Raw genomic sequence first — 15,187 nt, forward strand, 5'->3', positions numbered from 1 at the left:
CAGACGGTACCCCTCCAGGCCCTGATGTCGGCGCCCGCTGAGGTGAGCTCGGGGGCGTCGGGTCGAGTGACAGCAGTACAGTGCAGTGCGGGAAATGTGGTGAACTCGGGTGACGCGATCATGGCGATCGATGCGCAGCCGGTGATCGCGCTCGCGACTGATGTCCCGATCTTTCGGAACATCACTCCGAGCACATCCGGGAACGATGTTGGAGCTCTGGCAAAGGGCCTGACCGAGCTGGGCTATGAGGTTGTTGGCGACGTCAGCGTGGGTTTTGAGTTGACCGAAGCGATCGCTGCCTTCCAACGGGACCATGGGCTGGAGCCCGCCGACGGGAGCCTGAGATCGGACAGTGTCGCTTGGATCCCGCGAGCGCGAACAGTTCCGTCTGAGTGCTTGGTGCGGGTTGGTCAGTGGTACACCCCGTCGATGCCTATTGCCAATGTGCCTGGAGCGCTGCAGTCGCTGCAGCTTGGAATGACTCCGGAACGCCCGATCGCACCGGGGGCGAGAGTGGTACGAGTGCTCGGAGTGGTCGTTCATTCAGACGAGACAGGCGCGGTCACGGACGCCTCGGAGATTGAGTCTGTGGCTGAGTCACCACTGTTCCCCGACGCTCTCGCGCGAAGTGAAAGTTCGCCGCTAGTGGCCCAGATCACCCTACGTGAACCGCTAGAGGTTGCGTCGCTACCGCCGGCGGCCGTATTCGGCGTGGACGGTCAAGCAGCGTGCGTGGAGTCGGAAGGCGGCACCCACCGGGTCACCATCGTGAGTGCGGCCATGGGGGCGTCGTTGGTGTCTTTCGGCGCCGAGGACCCGCCGTCCTCTGTTTTCTTGGGTAACGCTATAGCAGCGTCGCGGTGCTAATGCGCCCCTCGGTCCGGTTGGAGTCCGTCGGCTACCAGTTTGACGGGCAACCCATGCTTTTCGAAGGCATCAATGCGATGCTGTCGGCGGGGCAACTATGGGCCCTGGTGGGGCCATCAGGGTCGGGTAAGTCGACGCTGTTGAGCTTGATTGCTGGGTGGGCCTCGCCCACGCACGGCGAGATACAGAAGAACGAAGTCCGGCGGGTCTCGTGGGTTTTCCAGAACCCTTACGGGGAACCGATGCGGACCGCGCTCGATCATGTGTCGTTCCCGATCGGCATACGCGGCGCCTCGCGCGCAGAGGCTACTCGCGAGGCCCGTGCATTGCTCGAGGATTTCGGGCTGGGTGGCGTCGCTGATCGCCGCTTTTCCGACCTTTCCGGTGGTGAGGCTCAGCGATTGATGCTGGCTCGCGCACTCGCAGGAGAGCCCGACGTGCTTCTAGTAGACGAGCCCACTGCCCAGCTGGACCGTGCGTCTGCGCGGGGGATTAACGACGTTCTGCGCAGGTTGGCCTCGGGGGGCGCAATCGTCGTCGTCGCGACTCATGACGGTGAGACGGTGGAGGCTTGCGATCACCTGCTCATGCTGGACACCAACGTCACTCACGGGTCGCGAATCCGACCGATGGGCGAAAAAGCGCAATGAACCTTCGCTTTTTGCTTTCCGAGGTCGCGCGCAACCTCCTGACGGGGACCGCGCGAGCCGGCCTGCTGGTCTTGGTGTCTGCGCTCCTGCTGACGGCTTGCATCGCCCTCGACATCGTTTCCGTCGCGCAAGTCAATGCCAAAGCAGATGCGTATCGATCAGCGGGGGGAGCGACGAGACTGCTCGTTGCGGAAGACGCGGTCAACAAGACGGCATGCGAGGCTTTGGCTCGTGTCGATGGGGTCAGCTTTGCCGGAGCGGTGCGCCACAATGACCCGCTCAAGGTGGACGCTCTGCCTGGCTCGACGCTGCCGCACTACAGTGTCACCGCTGGGCTTGCGGTATATCTGGGCATTCCTCATAGCGTGGAACCCGGCGTGTACATGCCGGATGAACTCGCCGCCCGCTGGGGATTGGACGCGGGCGCGGTTCTGAGTACCGACCGTGGTGTCATAAAGGTGCTGGGGATTTACGACTATCCGGAGTCGGATGGCCGAGACCCGCGATTCGCGAACGCGGTGATCGATGTAACCTCGTTCGAGACGGCTTCGGAGTGTTGGGCAGAGTCGTGGCCTCGACGTGTTCCTCTCGACGATCTGCTGCGCACCGTGGTGGATCCGGACCGAGTCTCGGGCGCCGAGACACAGCTGTACGCCCTCAACCCGCGTGTGTCGACCGGGGGCGACGCGTGGTCCCAGTTTTCTGAGCGGCCGAGCCGGGTACTGCCAGCTGCGGCCATTCCGCTCATGTGTGTCGTAGGTGCCGCGGCGACGATCCGGCGTCGACTCGAGCATTCGAGTAACCTGCACGCGGGCGCCAGCCGACGGGCGCTCGCGACCGTCGCTCTGCTTGAGTGTCTCGCGTGGTGCAGTAGCGCAGGCGTCATAACACTCGCTTCCGCTTCGTGGATGAGCAGCGTGATGCTTCCCGACGATGCTCGCCCGCTGATAGCTCACTACACATTGGTCGTGTGCCTGGGGCTCCTCGCGGCTGGCGTCGGTGCCGCCGCCCCGTTCATTCTCATATCTGAGGCCCAGCTTTTCCGTGCGTTCAAGGCGCGACGGTAGCCCCCTGCTTAGCTAGCTCACGGTCGCTGCGTGGACAGAGACCTCTCTCAAGCGAAGCCCGTGCCCGACGGCGTGCGGATCGAGGCGACCGCGACGAGCCGGACCGTGCTGCGCTGAGTCCGCGAAGCGCAGCGATTGCGCAACCTCCTTCCTGGAGGAAATCGCGCTGGCTAGGGTCGGATGACCGGCTATGCGTGGAGGGGGAGCCCGCTCATGACCCAGCAACTCGATGTCAACGACGACGCGGTGACGCGCCTCGGTCTGATGGACACCACCCCGGAGGAGCGCTTCGACCGCATCACGCGGCTCGCGCGCGAGATGTTCGACGTCGACTACGCCGTGGTCAACGTCGTCAACTCCGAGACGGTCTTCACGAAGTCGCAACCGGCAGAGTCCGACTTCCGGCACACGCCCATCAAGGACTCCTTCTGCGGCGAGGCGGTCAAACAGCCAGCGGTGCTCGAGGTGCGCGACGGCCGCGCCGACCCGAGGTTCGCCGACCGCGCGATCGTGGCCGAGCACGGCATCCGCTTCTACGCGGGCTTCCCGATCCACACCGATGCGGGCGAGACGGTCGGCACGCTCTGCCTGCTCGACACGTCGCCTCGAGAGCTCAGCGACGCCGACCGTGACGCGCTCGAGCGCTTCGGCCTGTGGGCGCAGGCCGAGATGCGCATGGACGACCCCGCCGTGTCCGGTTCCGGCTCCGTGACCGCCGAGGCCATCGCCCCGGCCGTCCGCGATGACCGTCTCGCGGCGGGAGAGGTCCGGCTCGCGGCGTTGGCGATCCCGTACGGGGAGGTCAGCGGCGACCGGAGCAGCTGGCAGCAGGTCGGCGACCGCATCATCGTCACTCTCGCCGACGTCATGGGCAAGGGCGAGGAGGCCGGTGGGTTCGCCGAGGAGCTGATCGGGGCCCTCCAGCAGCGCGCGCATCTCGACCCCGTCGAGGCGATGCTCTCGGTCGAGGAGTATGCCCGGCATGACAAGCGTTATCGCGAGACCTTCGCGACCCTGTTCCACGCGGTCATCGACACCCGCAGCGGACGCGTCGCGTATGTCGACGCCGGTCACGGGCTCACGTTGCTGCTGCGGGCCGACGGGTCGAGCGAGCGCCTGAGCTCACGCAACCTGCCGCTGGGCCTGAGGCCGTCCGAAGCCGAGTGGGAGGCGGGGGAGACTCTCGTGGCTCACGGCGACCTCATCATCTCCGTCTCCGACGGCGCGCTCGACGCCTACGACTCCACGCTCGACAGCCTGCGTCTCATCGGCGAAGACCTCCGCCGCGCCACCGAGCCCGATGCGTTCTTCGACGAGCTCTCGATCCGCGTCTCCGAGCACGTCGTCGACGACGACGTGACGGCGGTGGTCATCTCGGTGCGCTGACCCGCAGCCGACACCCGCGCGTCAGCGGGGGATCACTGAGAACAGGAACCGCCGCCGCACCATCAGGCAGATGACCGCGATGACCGCGGTGTGGATGAGCGTCCCCTGCCAGAAGCTCTGTCGGTCGAGGCCGGGGATGTTCGCGACGGCGAGCACGAAGAACACGTGCACGATGAAGACGTAGAGGCTCGCCTGGCCCAGCGGGATCCACAGCCACCCCATGACGGCGTTGATCGGCTTCCAGGCCACCGTGAGCACGGCGTAGCTGCAGGCGATGACGAGCACGAGGTCGAGCAGGCGTCCCCAATGGAGATCGATCCGCGGGTAGCCGGAGTCGTACAGCATCGCGTAGAGGCCGGCCGGGAACGGGGCCGGCTCGAACCCGAAGGCGTCGCCCGCCCAGAGATAGACGAGGAACCCGGCGTAGCCGACGACGAAGAGCCCGACGAGGATCTTCCCCGGCCTCGACGTGAGCGCCCGGATGATCTGGCGCCGGTAGTAGCCGATGACGAGGCCGTGCGTGAAGAGGACCTGCCAGGCGAGCAGCGGGAAGACGGCGTTGAACTGCGACGGCAGCGGCGACAGCTCGGGCATCGTGATGTGGAGGGCGTAGAGACCCCAGCTGCCGACCAGCACGAGCCACCACAAGCGCCGCCGGATGAGCCACATCAGCGCGGGGTAGGCGAGGCTCAGCACGACGAACAGGCCCATGATGTTGAACGGCCACGGCCCCATCTCGAGCAGCAGCAGCTGGCGCACGGCATACCACGGCGGCGGGTAGTCGAGCAGGCGATCGGCGTTCGGGTAGAGGTCGTAGACGCGGCCCGAGGTCGCCTGACCGTCCTCACCGGTGCCGCGGTCGGTGAACGTCATGATCGCTGACGCGTCGATGAACGGCACGAAGCTGACGACGAAGATCAGCAGGATGACGGCGAGCGCGACGAGGTACTGCTTTCGTGCTCGGGCCCAGGCGGCGAGGGCTGCGCCCCATTCCCCGCCCCGTTTGACCGCGGCGGGGAAGACCATGCCCAGGACGACGCCGCTCAGCAGCACGAAGAGCTCGGCGCCCGTGATCGCGCCGACGATGTTCAAGGACGCGAACGAGTAGGGGCTCAGCACCTCGATGTGCGTCACGACGACCACCACGATGACGAAACCTCGCATCATGTCGATGCGCAGGTCGCGGGTCGCGGAGTCGTCGGGGTAGCGCCACGACGGCAGCATCCTTCCCACGATTCCCGAGACCAGGAACGCGACGGCGAGCACGGCGGCGGTGCCGGTGATCCAGTTCATCTCGTCGTTGCCTTCGCGCACCTGCACGGTGCTGGCGGAGGCCTGCTCGGGGGTGATCACTTCGGTGATCGGACTCCACTGGACCTGCCCGGATGCCTCGAGGTCGTTGCGGAACGCGTCGGCGAGCTCGCCTGAAGCGGTCAGTCGCCAGTCGACCTCCTGCGCGCCGGCCTCGGCCTCTTCGCGCACGGCTTCCAGCCACGTGACCGCGGTGATCCGCGGGTGGGTAGGCAGCTCGGCGAGCACCTGGCGCCACCAGCCCTGCTTGACCGCGAGCTCGGTGTCTCCGTCGAGCGCGAAGTCGTAGAGGGCCCCGGTGTCGAGGAGGAGATCACGCTCCTTACCCGCGGCGAAACGGTCGTAGAAGTTCGCCGACTGCGGCACGGTGTAGCCCCACTGCTCATCCAGGCGCGCAGCCACCTCGCCCTCGTCGGGAGCGCTGTTCGACACGAGCGGGACGTCGCGGCCTGCGGCGGCGCCTGACTCGCCCTTGCCGAAGTAGAACATCGTCAGGCCGACTCGGTCGACGGCATCCGCGTCGGGAAAGTACGGTCCGTACGGATCGTCGGCCTCGGTCAGCAGTCCGTCTGCGTCGGTGTCGAGAGCTCGAAGGTCGGCGGGGGAGAGATCGTCGAGTCGACCGTCCGCGCGTTCGAACGGGTAGCCCGCGCCGTAGGAGGGGGCCCATACCATCTCGGCGCCCGACCCGCCGTCGTGGACGACATCGGCCACCGCCTCGAAGGCGCGCACGAACTCGCGGGGCTGCTGACCCCACGTGGTCCAGGAACCGTTCATCTCGGGGGCGAACCGCACGAGGTGGTGCGTGTCGTAGTCGCCCTGGATGTTCTCCAGCATCGCGTTGAAGGCGACGGCGTCGTCTCTCGTCAGGTCTCCGAGGGCAACCCGCGGCTCAATGCTCAGGACGAGCACGGCGCCCTGAGCAGCAGCCGCGGTGGCGGCGCGCGACCAGTCCTGACGAGCCTGATCATCCAGCGGATAGGACAATCGGATGGCGTACGTGGCGGGCGTCTCGCCGAGACGTTCCGCATATCCGTCGGGACCGTCGGATCCCCAGTCGAGCTCCGCGCCGAACCAGAGGCCGTCCTGGTGGACACCGGAAACGTCAGTGCCCTCGCGCGCATCCTCGACGGCGAGAGCGGCCGCAGGGGTGGCGAGGAGGGCGGTTGCAGCTGCGATCGCGAATCCCGTGAGGGTCCACCGCAGGTGCCGTGTCACTCGCGACGGCACTCGAGACTCCACACGTTCCGACCGTTCTCGTAGCGGTAGTCGAGGGTGTCGACGCTGGCGAGCGCGAGGGCGAGCCCGCGGCCGTCCTCGGAATCCGCGTCCGCCATCGTCACGGCGCTGAGATCGAGTTCAGCGGGCTGTGCGTCATCCTTGAACGTCGCCGTCAACCTGTCGTGCGTGGCACGCAGGTCGAGGATGAAGTGACGTCCATCCGCGCCGTGGGCGGCGACGGAGTGCTCGACGATGTTTCCGGCGATCTCCACGACAGCGGTCTCGAAGGCGAATCGGGTACGGGGGTCGACGTCACCGGCATCCTCCCACCACGACGCGAGCAGGTCGTAGACGGCCTCGACGCTCTCGAGCGTCACTTCGGCGACGAGCGATCGGTGAACCGTGTCAGCCATCGAGGGCGTCCTGCACGGTGGCGCGCGGGCGGAGCACGCGGTCGAGGTTCGTGAGGCCGAGCACCATGGTGACCTGCTCGCTGGGGGCGGCCAGCCTCAGGTCGCCGCCGCCCTGCCGGGCTGTTTTGAGGCACGCGACGAGAGCGCCCAGACCCGAAGAGTCGATGAAGGCGACATCCGACAGGTCCACGACAACGGGCGCGTCACCCGCCGCGGCGATCTCCTCGGTCATCCGCTCGCGGAAAGGACGCGCCGAGACCATGGTGAGCCGGCCATGGGGTCGGACGACTCGACCGTTCTCGCGCACGTCGATATCGAGATCCAGCATGGTCAGGTCTCCTTCAGTTCCAGATGTGCCGGCGGTCGGTAGAGCACGGCGCGGATGATGATGCTGAAGACCATGAGGTCGTACAGCACCCAGACGATGTTGATGAGGGGCGCGATGCCCTGCGCCTGCCCCACGGCGTACCGGATCGCGACGGCGACGAGCGACAGGACGAGGGCGGCCATCGCGATCAGCTGAGGTTTCACGAGGTCCCACCGCGGGCTGTCTTCGGTGGCGCGTGTCTTCGGTGTGACCGCGAAGCCGAGAGCTCGACCGCGGTAGACGTTCGCGAACGCCGTCGTCACGGCGCGGATCCAGACCGGGAACAGCGCGAGCGAGTACTGGGCACCACGCCATGTCGGGCGTCCGTTGGCGACGACGAGGAAGAGCAGCTGGTTGAGGAGGAAGAAGGGGATGAATCGCGCGAAGAAGTCGACGCTCCACGCCTGCACCGGCATCACGCCGAATGTCAGATAGAGCACGGGGGCGGCGATGTAGACGATCCCGGCGAAGCCGGCCAGGTAGCTCCACATCGTGCCGAAGTACATGATGCGCTGGCCCCAGCTGAGGCTGCGCTGCACGAGCGGATTCTCGCGGAACATCACCTGCATGGTGCCCTGAGCCCAGCGCAGACGCTGCGTCAGCATGGTCGGCAGGTCCTCGGGTGCGAGACCCTCGGCGAGCACCTCGTCGTGGTAGACGGACTTCCAGCCGAGGCCGTGCAGCCGCATCGATGTCGCCATGTCCTCCGTGACCGAGATGGTCGCCAGGGGCATGATCGCCTGGGCCTCTTCGTCGCGTCCGACATCGAACGCCGAGACGAGCATGCTGATCGACTCGAGCGCAGCCAAGGGCGAGAGGCTCCGATCTCCGAGAGCGTCGAGGGTCACCTCGTCGATGACGGCGAGTGCCTCGGTGTCCGCGGTGAGCTCGGCGAGCGCACGCAGCTCTGCGCGGACATCGGACACGTCCTGGTCGCTCAGCTCGCGACGGACCTGATCGATCCGGCTCTGGAACGCGTAGGTGACGTCGGCGAGGGCGTCCCCGCGCGCGATCTCCACCTTGACCTCGTCCAGCGCTGCGGCGACGGTGTCGAGGGCGGCCGCGATGCGCGGGTCCGAGCCGTGATCCCGTCGTGCGCGAGCGAGCACGCGGCGGGAGGACCGGACGCCGCGGTTGACCGCGAGCGTGACCTCGTCGACGTAGCGCGAGACGCCGAGCTGCATGAGGGCCTCGCGGCGCAGGATCGCGTTCGAGCCGCAGAAGAACGCGGCGTTCCAGCCGTCTTTCGACTGCTGGATCGGCCCGTAGAACAGCGGTGCCTGGCTGCCGAGCGGATCGCTGGGGGGCACGTTGACGAACCATTGCGGCGTCTGGACGAGTGCGACCTTGTCGTCCATGAACCAGCCGAGCGCGCGGTCGAGGATCTTGGGCGAGGGTACCTGGTCGGCGTCGAGGATCAGCAGGAACTCGCCCTCCGTGACCATGAGCGCGTTGTTGATGTTGCCGGCCTTGGCGTGGCGTGGTCGGTCGCGCCACGCCTGCGACCGCGTCACGACGCCGATGCCCTCGGCTTCGGCGAGGCGGCGGAGCTCGGGTCGGTCCCCGTCGTCGAGGATCCAGGTCTCGTGCGGGTAACTGATCGCCTGTGCGGCGCGCGCCGTGCGCATGACGAGGTCGAGCGGTTCGTTGTACGTGGTGACGAGGACGTCGACCGTGACGTCGCGTGTCAGGGGCGGTGCATCGTGGCGTTCGCGCAGCCGCCAGGCGCCGATGGCGAAGATGAGCGAGTCGATGAGGCTGTACGTCTCAGCGAGGACGAGCGGCACGGCAATCCACCACGCCTCCCAGTTCACCGAGGCGAGCCAGCGCCAGACGATGTAGTTCAGGCCCGAGATGGCCGCGAGCAGGACGACGAGCCGGATCAGCGCGACACGTCGCGCAGACCGCTTAGCCTGACGCGCCACATCGCGTCGGGTGCCCTCGCGGCCCAGCGTCGTCTCGAAGACCATCGATCTCCCTCGGTCGGCGTCAACATTCCCAGGCCCCGCTGGACGCGCAAAACGGGTTGCGCCGGGATAGGCGGTCACACCATCATTCGCCTCAGCAATGGATCGCGATGTGCTCTGGATCTCCTTCGACGGTCAAGTCGCGGTCGCGGAGGACGACGGACTCGGGAGTGGCGCGGTCTGCGCAGACCAGGTCCCATGTACGCGGCAGGTTGTCCGTGTACTCGATGTCGACGACCGCGGAGCCGTAGACGTCGGTGTAGCCGGAGCACTCGTCGTACGCGGCGCATTCCTCGACGACGGCGAAGTCGAAGCCCGCGTCATCGTGCAGCCGCTGGGCGAACTCCGCCGCATTCTTCTGACCGGCCGCGAGACCGGCGTCATGGGCGGCCTCGACGTAGGCGGTCGCCAGAGCCAGGTTGTCGGCGATCTCGAGCCTGCCCTGCGACCGGGTGAACGAGTCGAGGTTGTCGAACTCGACCGCGTCGAACCCCGATTCGGCACATCCTCGGATCCACGTCGAGACCAGGGCGAGGATGCGTTCGCGCTTGTCGGCCGTCGATGAGTCGAGGAGCACCTCGTCGGGCCAGTCCGGATCGATGAGGGGTTCCCCGTCGACCGTCACCAGGAGGTCGGCGTCCCACAGGTCGCGCTCCGCCGGCTGCGTCTGGAACCCGTTGACGTAGCAGATCGAGTAGCGGCCAGGAGCAGGCTCAGCCGTACGGTCTCGGCCCACGATCTCGACGTCGACGCCGGGCGGATACGCGCCGCCGAGCTGGTAGTCGGGCTTTCCGCCGACGGGCGGCAGCACGACGTCGGCAGTCGACTGCGGAGGGGCGGAGCAGGCCGCGAGGACGACGAGGAGAAGGAATGACGCACCGGCCGCCGCTGATCGTCGTGCAACGTGCATGCTAGGCGGACGGCCCCGGCCCGTCCGGTTCGTCGTTCACCCCCGGCATTCTGTCGAGACGGGTGCGCGGGACGAAGCGGGGAACCCACCGGATGAACCCGACCGCGCCGACGAGGCCGAACGCGCCCATGACGGCGGCGGCGACGGGCAGCGAGGCGACCGCGGTGATGCCCGAGACCAGCAGCGGTGCGATCGCCCCGCCTGCGTCGGTCAGCGTCCGCCACGATCCGAGGAAGGGGGCGGGATTCGCCGTCGGTGCGACATCCGCACCGAGCGTGAGCAGGATGCCGCTCGACAGGCCGTTTCCGACGCCCAGCACCGCGGCGAACAATGCGAACCACAGCTCGGGCTGCGAACCCGCCGAGGTCAGCGCCAGGGCGATCAGGCCCGCGCTCATGAGGAGCATCGCGGGAAGAGCGGCCCAGAGCCGGCCGAAGCGGTCCATGACCTGGCCGCTCGCGTAGAAGAGCGCGAAGTCGATCGCGCCGGAGACGCCGACCACGAGCGCGATCGTCGATGCGTCGAGCCCGATCGCGACGCCCCAGAGGGGCAGCAGGACCTGACGGGTGGAGCGCAGAGCCGACAGCGATGCCGCCGCGACGCCGAGGCGCGCGAGGACGTCGCGGTTCCGCCAGGCCGTCCGGACGACACCCGTGCCCGGTGCCCGACGCGTGCGGACCGGCGCGGTCGTCAGCGCCTCGCCTTCGGCCGTCCGGACGACAGCGGGTGCAGGGCCGAGCCGCTTCTCGGGTTCGGGTCCGAACGCGACGAGCGCGATCATCGCGACGAGGCAGACCCCGAAGAACCAGATCGTGGCGTGCTCGTCACCGAAGACCCACAGCAGCGCCGCCGCGATGAACGGCCCGACGAACATACCGAGGCGGAAGCTGCCGCCGAGCAACGACAGCGCGCGAGCGCGGAAGGTGAGGGGCACGCGGGTCGTCATGAACGCGTGGCGGGCGACGCCGAAGGCCGCGGCGCAGATGCCGATGAGGAAGACGGACGCCGCGAACACGCCGAGGACCGGCGCGAACGCCATCGCACCGACTCCGACGAGCGCGAGCAGACCCGCGATGATCATCGTCGCCCGCTCGCCGATGCGTGCGACGGCCCATCCCGCCGGGATGTTGCCGCACAGCTGACCGACCACGAGGGCTGCGGCCACCAGCGCAGACGTGGCGACATTCGCGCCGAGCTGGGCGGCGATCACGGGGATCAGAGGGATGACGGCGCCCTCGCCGAGCCCGAACAGCGTCGTCGGGCCGTAGATCATCGGAGCGAGGCGCCAGAGAACACGGCGGATCGGTTCGTTCTCGTCGCTGGCTCCCATTGCTTCCACGATACTCTGGAGTGCCATGCTCGAATTCGATATCTCCGCCGACATCCAGGCCCTGCGCTCCACGTTCGCCGACATCCAGGCGGTGGTCGACGTCGAGGCACTCCGGGCCGAGATCGCCCGTCTGTCCGAGGAGGCCGGCGCACCCGATCTCTGGGACGACGTCGAGAAGGCGCAGAAGGTCACCAGCGCTCTGAGCCACCGCCAGGCCGAGCTCAAGCGCGTCACCGAGGTCGAGCGCAGACTCGACGACCTCGACGTCCTCGTCGAGCTCGCCCTCGAGATGGACGACGAGGAGTCGGCAGACGAGGCCCGCAAGGAGCTCAAGCAGCTCGAGGAGGTCATCGGCCAGCTCGAGGTCCAGACGCTCCTCGACGGCGAGTACGACGACCGGTCAGCGGTCGTCACGATCCGGTCGGGCGCGGGTGGCGACGACGCCACCGACTTCGCCGACATGCTGCTGCGCATGTACTTGCGCTGGGCCGAGCGCCACAAGTACCCCGTGAAGGTCATGGACACCTCGTACGCGGAAGGCGCGGGCATCAAGTCGGCAACCTTCGAGATCGACGCGCCCTACGCCTACGGCACGCTGTCGGTCGAGGCCGGCACGCACCGTCTCGCGCGCATCAGCCCGTTCGGCTCCGCCGACAAGCGCCAGACGAGCTTCGCCGCCGTCGAGGTCATCCCGGTGATGGAGGAGGCCGTCGAGGTCGACGTCCCCGAGAACGACATCCGGGTCGACGTCTTCCGCTCGTCCGGCCCGGGCGGACAGTCGGTCAACACCACCGACTCGGCGGTCCGCATCACGCACATCCCCACCGGCATCGTCGTGTCGATGCAGAACGAGAAGTCGCAGATTCAGAACCGCGCCGCCGCCATGCGCGTGCTGCAGACGCGCCTCATGCTGCTGCAGCGCGAGGAGGAGGCCGCGAAGAAGAAGGAGCTCGCCGGAACCATCACCGCGAGCTGGGGCGACCAGATGCGCTCGTACTTCCTCTACGGCCAGCAGCTGGTGAAGGATCTGCGGACCGGCCACGAGGTCGGAAACCCCTCGACGGTGTTCGACGGCGACCTCGACGGATTCATCGCCGCGGGCATCCGGTGGCGCAAGCGCAAGGACGACGACGCCTGATCCAGTGCTGAGGCGCGGATGCCGCGGCGCGCGGGTGTCGCGGCCGCGTTGCGCGGGGGAGCGGCTTAGGCTCATCGAGTCATGATCCGGTTCGAACACGTCAGCAAGCGGTATCGCGGCACCTCGAAGCCCGCGCTCAGCGACGTCGACTTCGAGATCCAGCGCGGCGAGTTCGTCTTCCTCGTCGGCGCCTCCGGGTCGGGAAAGTCGTCGTGTCTGCGGATGATCCTGCGTGAGGATGTCGCCTCCGACGGACGGGTGGTCGTGCTCGGGCGCGATCTGCGCGGCCTGTCGACCCGCAAGGTCCCCTACTTCCGCCGTCACATCGGCGCGGTCTTCCAGGACTTCCGGCTGCTGCCGAACAAGACCGTCTTCCAGAACGTCGCGTTCACGCTCCAGGTGATCGGCTCGTCCCGCGCCTTCATCTCTCAGGCCGTTCCCGAGGCGCTCGCCCTCGTCGGTCTCGCGGGCAAGGAGAAGCGTCTGCCGCACGAGCTCTCGGGTGGGGAGCAGCAGCGTGTCGCGATCGCGCGCGCGATCGTCAACCGGCCGCAGGTGCTGCTGGCCGACGAGCCGACGGGAAACCTCGACCCCGCGACATCCGTCGACATCATGCAGCTGCTCGCCCGGATCAACGCCAACGGCACCACGGTGGTGATGGCCACGCACGAGGCCGGCTTCGTCGACCAGATGCAGCGTCGCGTGATCGAGTTGAGCGGGGGCGTCATGGTCCGCGACGAGGTCGGCGGCGGCTACGGCGACACATCCGCGTTGCCGAGCCTGGCGCCCGAGCCGGTGCGCGGCGCTGCGGCTGTCGCCGCTCTCACCGCCGTGCTCGAGCTTCAGCGCGAGATCGCTGAGACCCCGCCGGCCGCTCACGTCCCCGTGCCCGAAGAGCCGGAGGCGCCCGTGGAGCCGCCGCCGGTGGGTGAGACGCGGGCGATCCCGATCGTCGCACCCGATATCGACCTCGCGGGTCTCGGTCTGCCCGATGTCGCGAAGAAGCTCGGACTCGGCGATCGCGATGATCGCAGCGACGAAGTGGGGCCCACGTCATGAGAGTCGGTCTGATCCTCGGCGAGGCTCTGACGGGCCTGCGCCGCAATGCCTCGATGGTGATCTCCGTCGTGCTCGTGACCTTCGTCTCCCTCACCTTCGTGGGCGCGGCGATGCTCATGCAGATGCAGATCAGCAAGACGAAGGACTACTGGGCCGAGCGCGCCCAGGTCGCGGTCTACATGTGCCGGGAGGACGCCACGGTGCAGAACTGCGCCGACGGCGCAGCGACGGACGAGCAGATCGCCGCGGTCGCCGAACGTCTCGAATCGCCGGCGCTCCAGAGCGTCGTGCGAGAAGTGCGCTTCGAGACGAGTCAGGAGGCGTACGACAACGTCCTCTCGCTCATGGGGCAGGACTACGCCGAGTTCGTCAGTCCCGAGCAGCTCAACAACACCTACTGGGTCAATCTCGCCGACCCGTCGCAGAGCGATGTGATCAGTGAGGCGTTCAAGGACTTCGACGGTGTCGAAGAGGTCGCGAACCAGCTGCAGTACCTCGATCCGTTGTTCTCCGCGCTCACCGTCGCGACGTACATCGCCGTCGGAATCGCCGGCCTCATGCTGATCGCCGCGGTGCTTCTCATCGCGACCACGATCCGTCTGTCGGCTTATGCCCGCCGACGCGAGCTCGGCATCATGCGGCTCGTGGGCGCGTCCAACCGGTTCATCCAGACGCCCTTCATCCTGGAGGGTGTGTTCGCCGCGCTCATCGGGTCGGCGCTCGCGAGCGTGGCCATCATCGCGATGGTGCAGGTCGGCGTCGGCGATTACCTCTCGTCGCAGATCGACTTCGTGACGAGCTGGGTGAACCTCGGGGACGTCGCGTTGGTGGTGCCCGCCGTGATCGTGATCGGCGTGGCGCTGGCGGCCGTGTCCGCCGGGTTCGCCATCCGGCGCTGGCTGCGCACCTGAGATCGGCTCGGGGCGAGGCTCGGCGTCGAGCGCCGTGCTGGAGTGCCCTTAGACTGTAGGGCTGCGCCAGTGCATCAGGAAGGAGGCGCGTCATGCCGAAGGAACAGGGCGAGAAGCTCGTGGCGAGCAACAAGCGCGCCCGGCACGACTACGCCATCGAGAAGACCTACGAGGCGGGCCTCGTGCTGACCGGCACCGAAGTGAAGTCCCTGCGGCAGGGTCGCGCGAACCTCACCGACGGATACGCCTACATCGACAACGGTCAGGCCTACCTGGATGCCGTGCACATCCCCGAGTACTCGCAGGGCCACTGGACGAACCACGCGACCAAGCGCACGCGAAAGCTGCTCCTGCACAAGGAGGAGATCGTCAAGCTCTCCCACGCAGTCAGCGCGGGTGGTTACACGCTCGTGCCGTTGCGCCTGTACTTCTCCGACGGTCGCGCGAAGGTCGAGATCGCGGTCGCGAAGGGCAAGCGCGAGTTCGAGAAGCGCCAGACGATCCGCGAGCGCGAGGACAAGCGCGAGGCGGAGCGCGCGATGCGCACCCGCAACCGCCTCGGCGAGTAGGCCGGGCTCTCTCGCGGCCCG

Annotated in this window: 14 protein-coding genes; 8 read left to right on the top strand and 6 right to left on the bottom strand. The window is 67.7% G+C overall.

What is annotated here, in order from left to right:
- Positions 1–120: 120 nt before the first annotated feature.
- The 4 genes from AA0Y20_RS09950 to AA0Y20_RS09965 all read left to right on the top strand — a co-directional run bounded on the left by AA0Y20_RS09950 (position 121) and on the right by AA0Y20_RS09965 (position 3,970).
- On the top strand, positions 121–867 hold the full coding sequence (locus AA0Y20_RS09950) for a peptidoglycan-binding protein (protein ID WP_412939738.1): 747 nt from the start codon (positions 121–123) through the stop codon (positions 865–867).
- Between the two features lie 53 nt (positions 868–920).
- Positions 921–1,517 carry an ABC transporter ATP-binding protein gene (locus AA0Y20_RS09955; RefSeq protein ID WP_412939074.1) on the top strand — a complete coding sequence of 199 codons (597 nt, stop codon included), beginning with the start codon at positions 921–923 and terminating at the stop codon, positions 1,515–1,517.
- Entirely contained in the window at positions 1,514–2,584 is a 1,071-nt protein-coding gene (locus AA0Y20_RS09960) for a hypothetical protein (protein ID WP_412939075.1), read from the top strand. Before AA0Y20_RS09955 ends, AA0Y20_RS09960 begins: the two co-directional genes overlap by 4 nt.
- Before the next feature lie 213 nt (positions 2,585–2,797).
- Complete coding sequence (locus AA0Y20_RS09965; protein WP_412939076.1) at positions 2,798–3,970, top strand: SpoIIE family protein phosphatase; 1,173 nt, start codon at positions 2,798–2,800, stop codon at positions 3,968–3,970.
- Positions 3,971–3,991: 21 nt separating this feature from the next.
- Here the strand turns inward: AA0Y20_RS09965 and opgC are convergent, their stop codons facing one another.
- From opgC to AA0Y20_RS09995, 6 genes are all read right to left on the bottom strand, one after another.
- Positions 3,992–6,511, bottom strand: coding sequence for an OpgC domain-containing protein (gene opgC / locus AA0Y20_RS09970; protein WP_412939077.1), 2,520 nt, complete (start codon positions 6,509–6,511; stop codon positions 3,992–3,994).
- On the bottom strand, positions 6,496–6,915 hold the full coding sequence (locus tag AA0Y20_RS09975) for an ATP-binding protein (protein ID WP_412939078.1): 420 nt from the start codon (positions 6,913–6,915) through the stop codon (positions 6,496–6,498). The genes opgC and AA0Y20_RS09975 overlap by 16 nt, the downstream gene beginning before the upstream one ends.
- On the bottom strand, positions 6,908–7,243 hold the full coding sequence (locus AA0Y20_RS09980; RefSeq protein WP_412939079.1) for an STAS domain-containing protein: 336 nt from the start codon (positions 7,241–7,243) through the stop codon (positions 6,908–6,910). Before AA0Y20_RS09980 ends, AA0Y20_RS09975 begins: the two co-directional genes overlap by 8 nt.
- Positions 7,244–7,245: 2 nt before the next feature.
- Positions 7,246–9,252 carry a glycosyltransferase family 2 protein gene (locus AA0Y20_RS09985; protein ID WP_412939080.1) on the bottom strand — a complete coding sequence of 669 codons (2,007 nt, stop codon included), beginning with the start codon at positions 9,250–9,252 and terminating at the stop codon, positions 7,246–7,248.
- 91 nt (positions 9,253–9,343) lie between these two features.
- On the bottom strand, positions 9,344–10,159 hold the full coding sequence (locus AA0Y20_RS09990; RefSeq protein ID WP_412939081.1) for an endo alpha-1,4 polygalactosaminidase: 816 nt from the start codon (positions 10,157–10,159) through the stop codon (positions 9,344–9,346).
- A gap of 1 nt (position 10,160) precedes the next feature.
- Positions 10,161–11,489, bottom strand: coding sequence for an MFS transporter (locus AA0Y20_RS09995; RefSeq protein WP_412939740.1), 1,329 nt, complete (start codon positions 11,487–11,489; stop codon positions 10,161–10,163).
- Positions 11,490–11,514: 25 nt separating this feature from the next.
- Here AA0Y20_RS09995 and prfB point away from each other — a divergent pair, with 25 nt between their 5' ends.
- From prfB to smpB, 4 genes are all read left to right on the top strand, one after another.
- Complete coding sequence (prfB, locus tag AA0Y20_RS10000) at positions 11,515–12,627, top strand: peptide chain release factor 2 (RefSeq protein ID WP_412939082.1); 1,113 nt, start codon at positions 11,515–11,517, stop codon at positions 12,625–12,627.
- An 81-nt stretch (positions 12,628–12,708) separates the two neighbouring features.
- Positions 12,709–13,686 (top strand): cell division ATP-binding protein FtsE, encoded by a 978-nt coding sequence (gene ftsE, locus AA0Y20_RS10005; RefSeq protein WP_412939083.1) that lies wholly within the window; start codon positions 12,709–12,711, stop codon positions 13,684–13,686.
- Positions 13,683–14,597 carry a permease-like cell division protein FtsX gene (ftsX, locus tag AA0Y20_RS10010; protein WP_412939084.1) on the top strand — a complete coding sequence of 305 codons (915 nt, stop codon included), beginning with the start codon at positions 13,683–13,685 and terminating at the stop codon, positions 14,595–14,597. The genes ftsE and ftsX overlap by 4 nt, the downstream gene beginning before the upstream one ends.
- Positions 14,598–14,689: 92 nt before the next feature.
- The gene (gene smpB / locus AA0Y20_RS10015) at positions 14,690–15,166 is read left to right on the top strand and encodes an SsrA-binding protein SmpB (RefSeq protein WP_412939085.1); all 477 of its coding nucleotides are present in this window, start codon (positions 14,690–14,692) and stop codon (positions 15,164–15,166) included.
- Positions 15,167–15,187 lie beyond the last annotated feature (21 nt).

It is taken from the genome of Microbacterium pratiae (assembly GCF_047302165.1).
GTDB lineage: Bacteria > Actinomycetota > Actinomycetes > Actinomycetales > Microbacteriaceae > Microbacterium.

Coding starts and splice junctions, on each gene's coding strand:
- AA0Y20_RS09950 (WP_412939738.1), top strand. CDS start 121: ATGGCGATCGATGCGCAGCCGGTGATCGCGCTCGCGACTGATGTCCCG.
- AA0Y20_RS09955 (WP_412939074.1), top strand. CDS start 921: ATGCTTTTCGAAGGCATCAATGCGATGCTGTCGGCGGGGCAACTATGG.
- AA0Y20_RS09960 (WP_412939075.1), top strand. CDS start 1,514: ATGAACCTTCGCTTTTTGCTTTCCGAGGTCGCGCGCAACCTCCTGACG.
- AA0Y20_RS09965 (WP_412939076.1), top strand. CDS start 2,798: ATGACCCAGCAACTCGATGTCAACGACGACGCGGTGACGCGCCTCGGT.
- AA0Y20_RS09975 (WP_412939078.1), bottom strand. CDS start 6,915: ATGGCTGACACGGTTCACCGATCGCTCGTCGCCGAAGTGACGCTCGAG.
- AA0Y20_RS09980 (WP_412939079.1), bottom strand. CDS start 7,243: ATGCTGGATCTCGATATCGACGTGCGCGAGAACGGTCGAGTCGTCCGA.
- AA0Y20_RS09985 (WP_412939080.1), bottom strand. CDS start 9,252: ATGGTCTTCGAGACGACGCTGGGCCGCGAGGGCACCCGACGCGATGTG.
- AA0Y20_RS09990 (WP_412939081.1), bottom strand. CDS start 10,159: ATGCACGTTGCACGACGATCAGCGGCGGCCGGTGCGTCATTCCTTCTC.
- AA0Y20_RS09995 (WP_412939740.1), bottom strand. CDS start 11,489: ATGGGAGCCAGCGACGAGAACGAACCGATCCGCCGTGTTCTCTGGCGC.
- prfB (WP_412939082.1), top strand. CDS start 11,515: ATGCTCGAATTCGATATCTCCGCCGACATCCAGGCCCTGCGCTCCACG.
- ftsE (WP_412939083.1), top strand. CDS start 12,709: ATGATCCGGTTCGAACACGTCAGCAAGCGGTATCGCGGCACCTCGAAG.
- ftsX (WP_412939084.1), top strand. CDS start 13,683: ATGAGAGTCGGTCTGATCCTCGGCGAGGCTCTGACGGGCCTGCGCCGC.
- smpB (WP_412939085.1), top strand. CDS start 14,690: ATGCCGAAGGAACAGGGCGAGAAGCTCGTGGCGAGCAACAAGCGCGCC.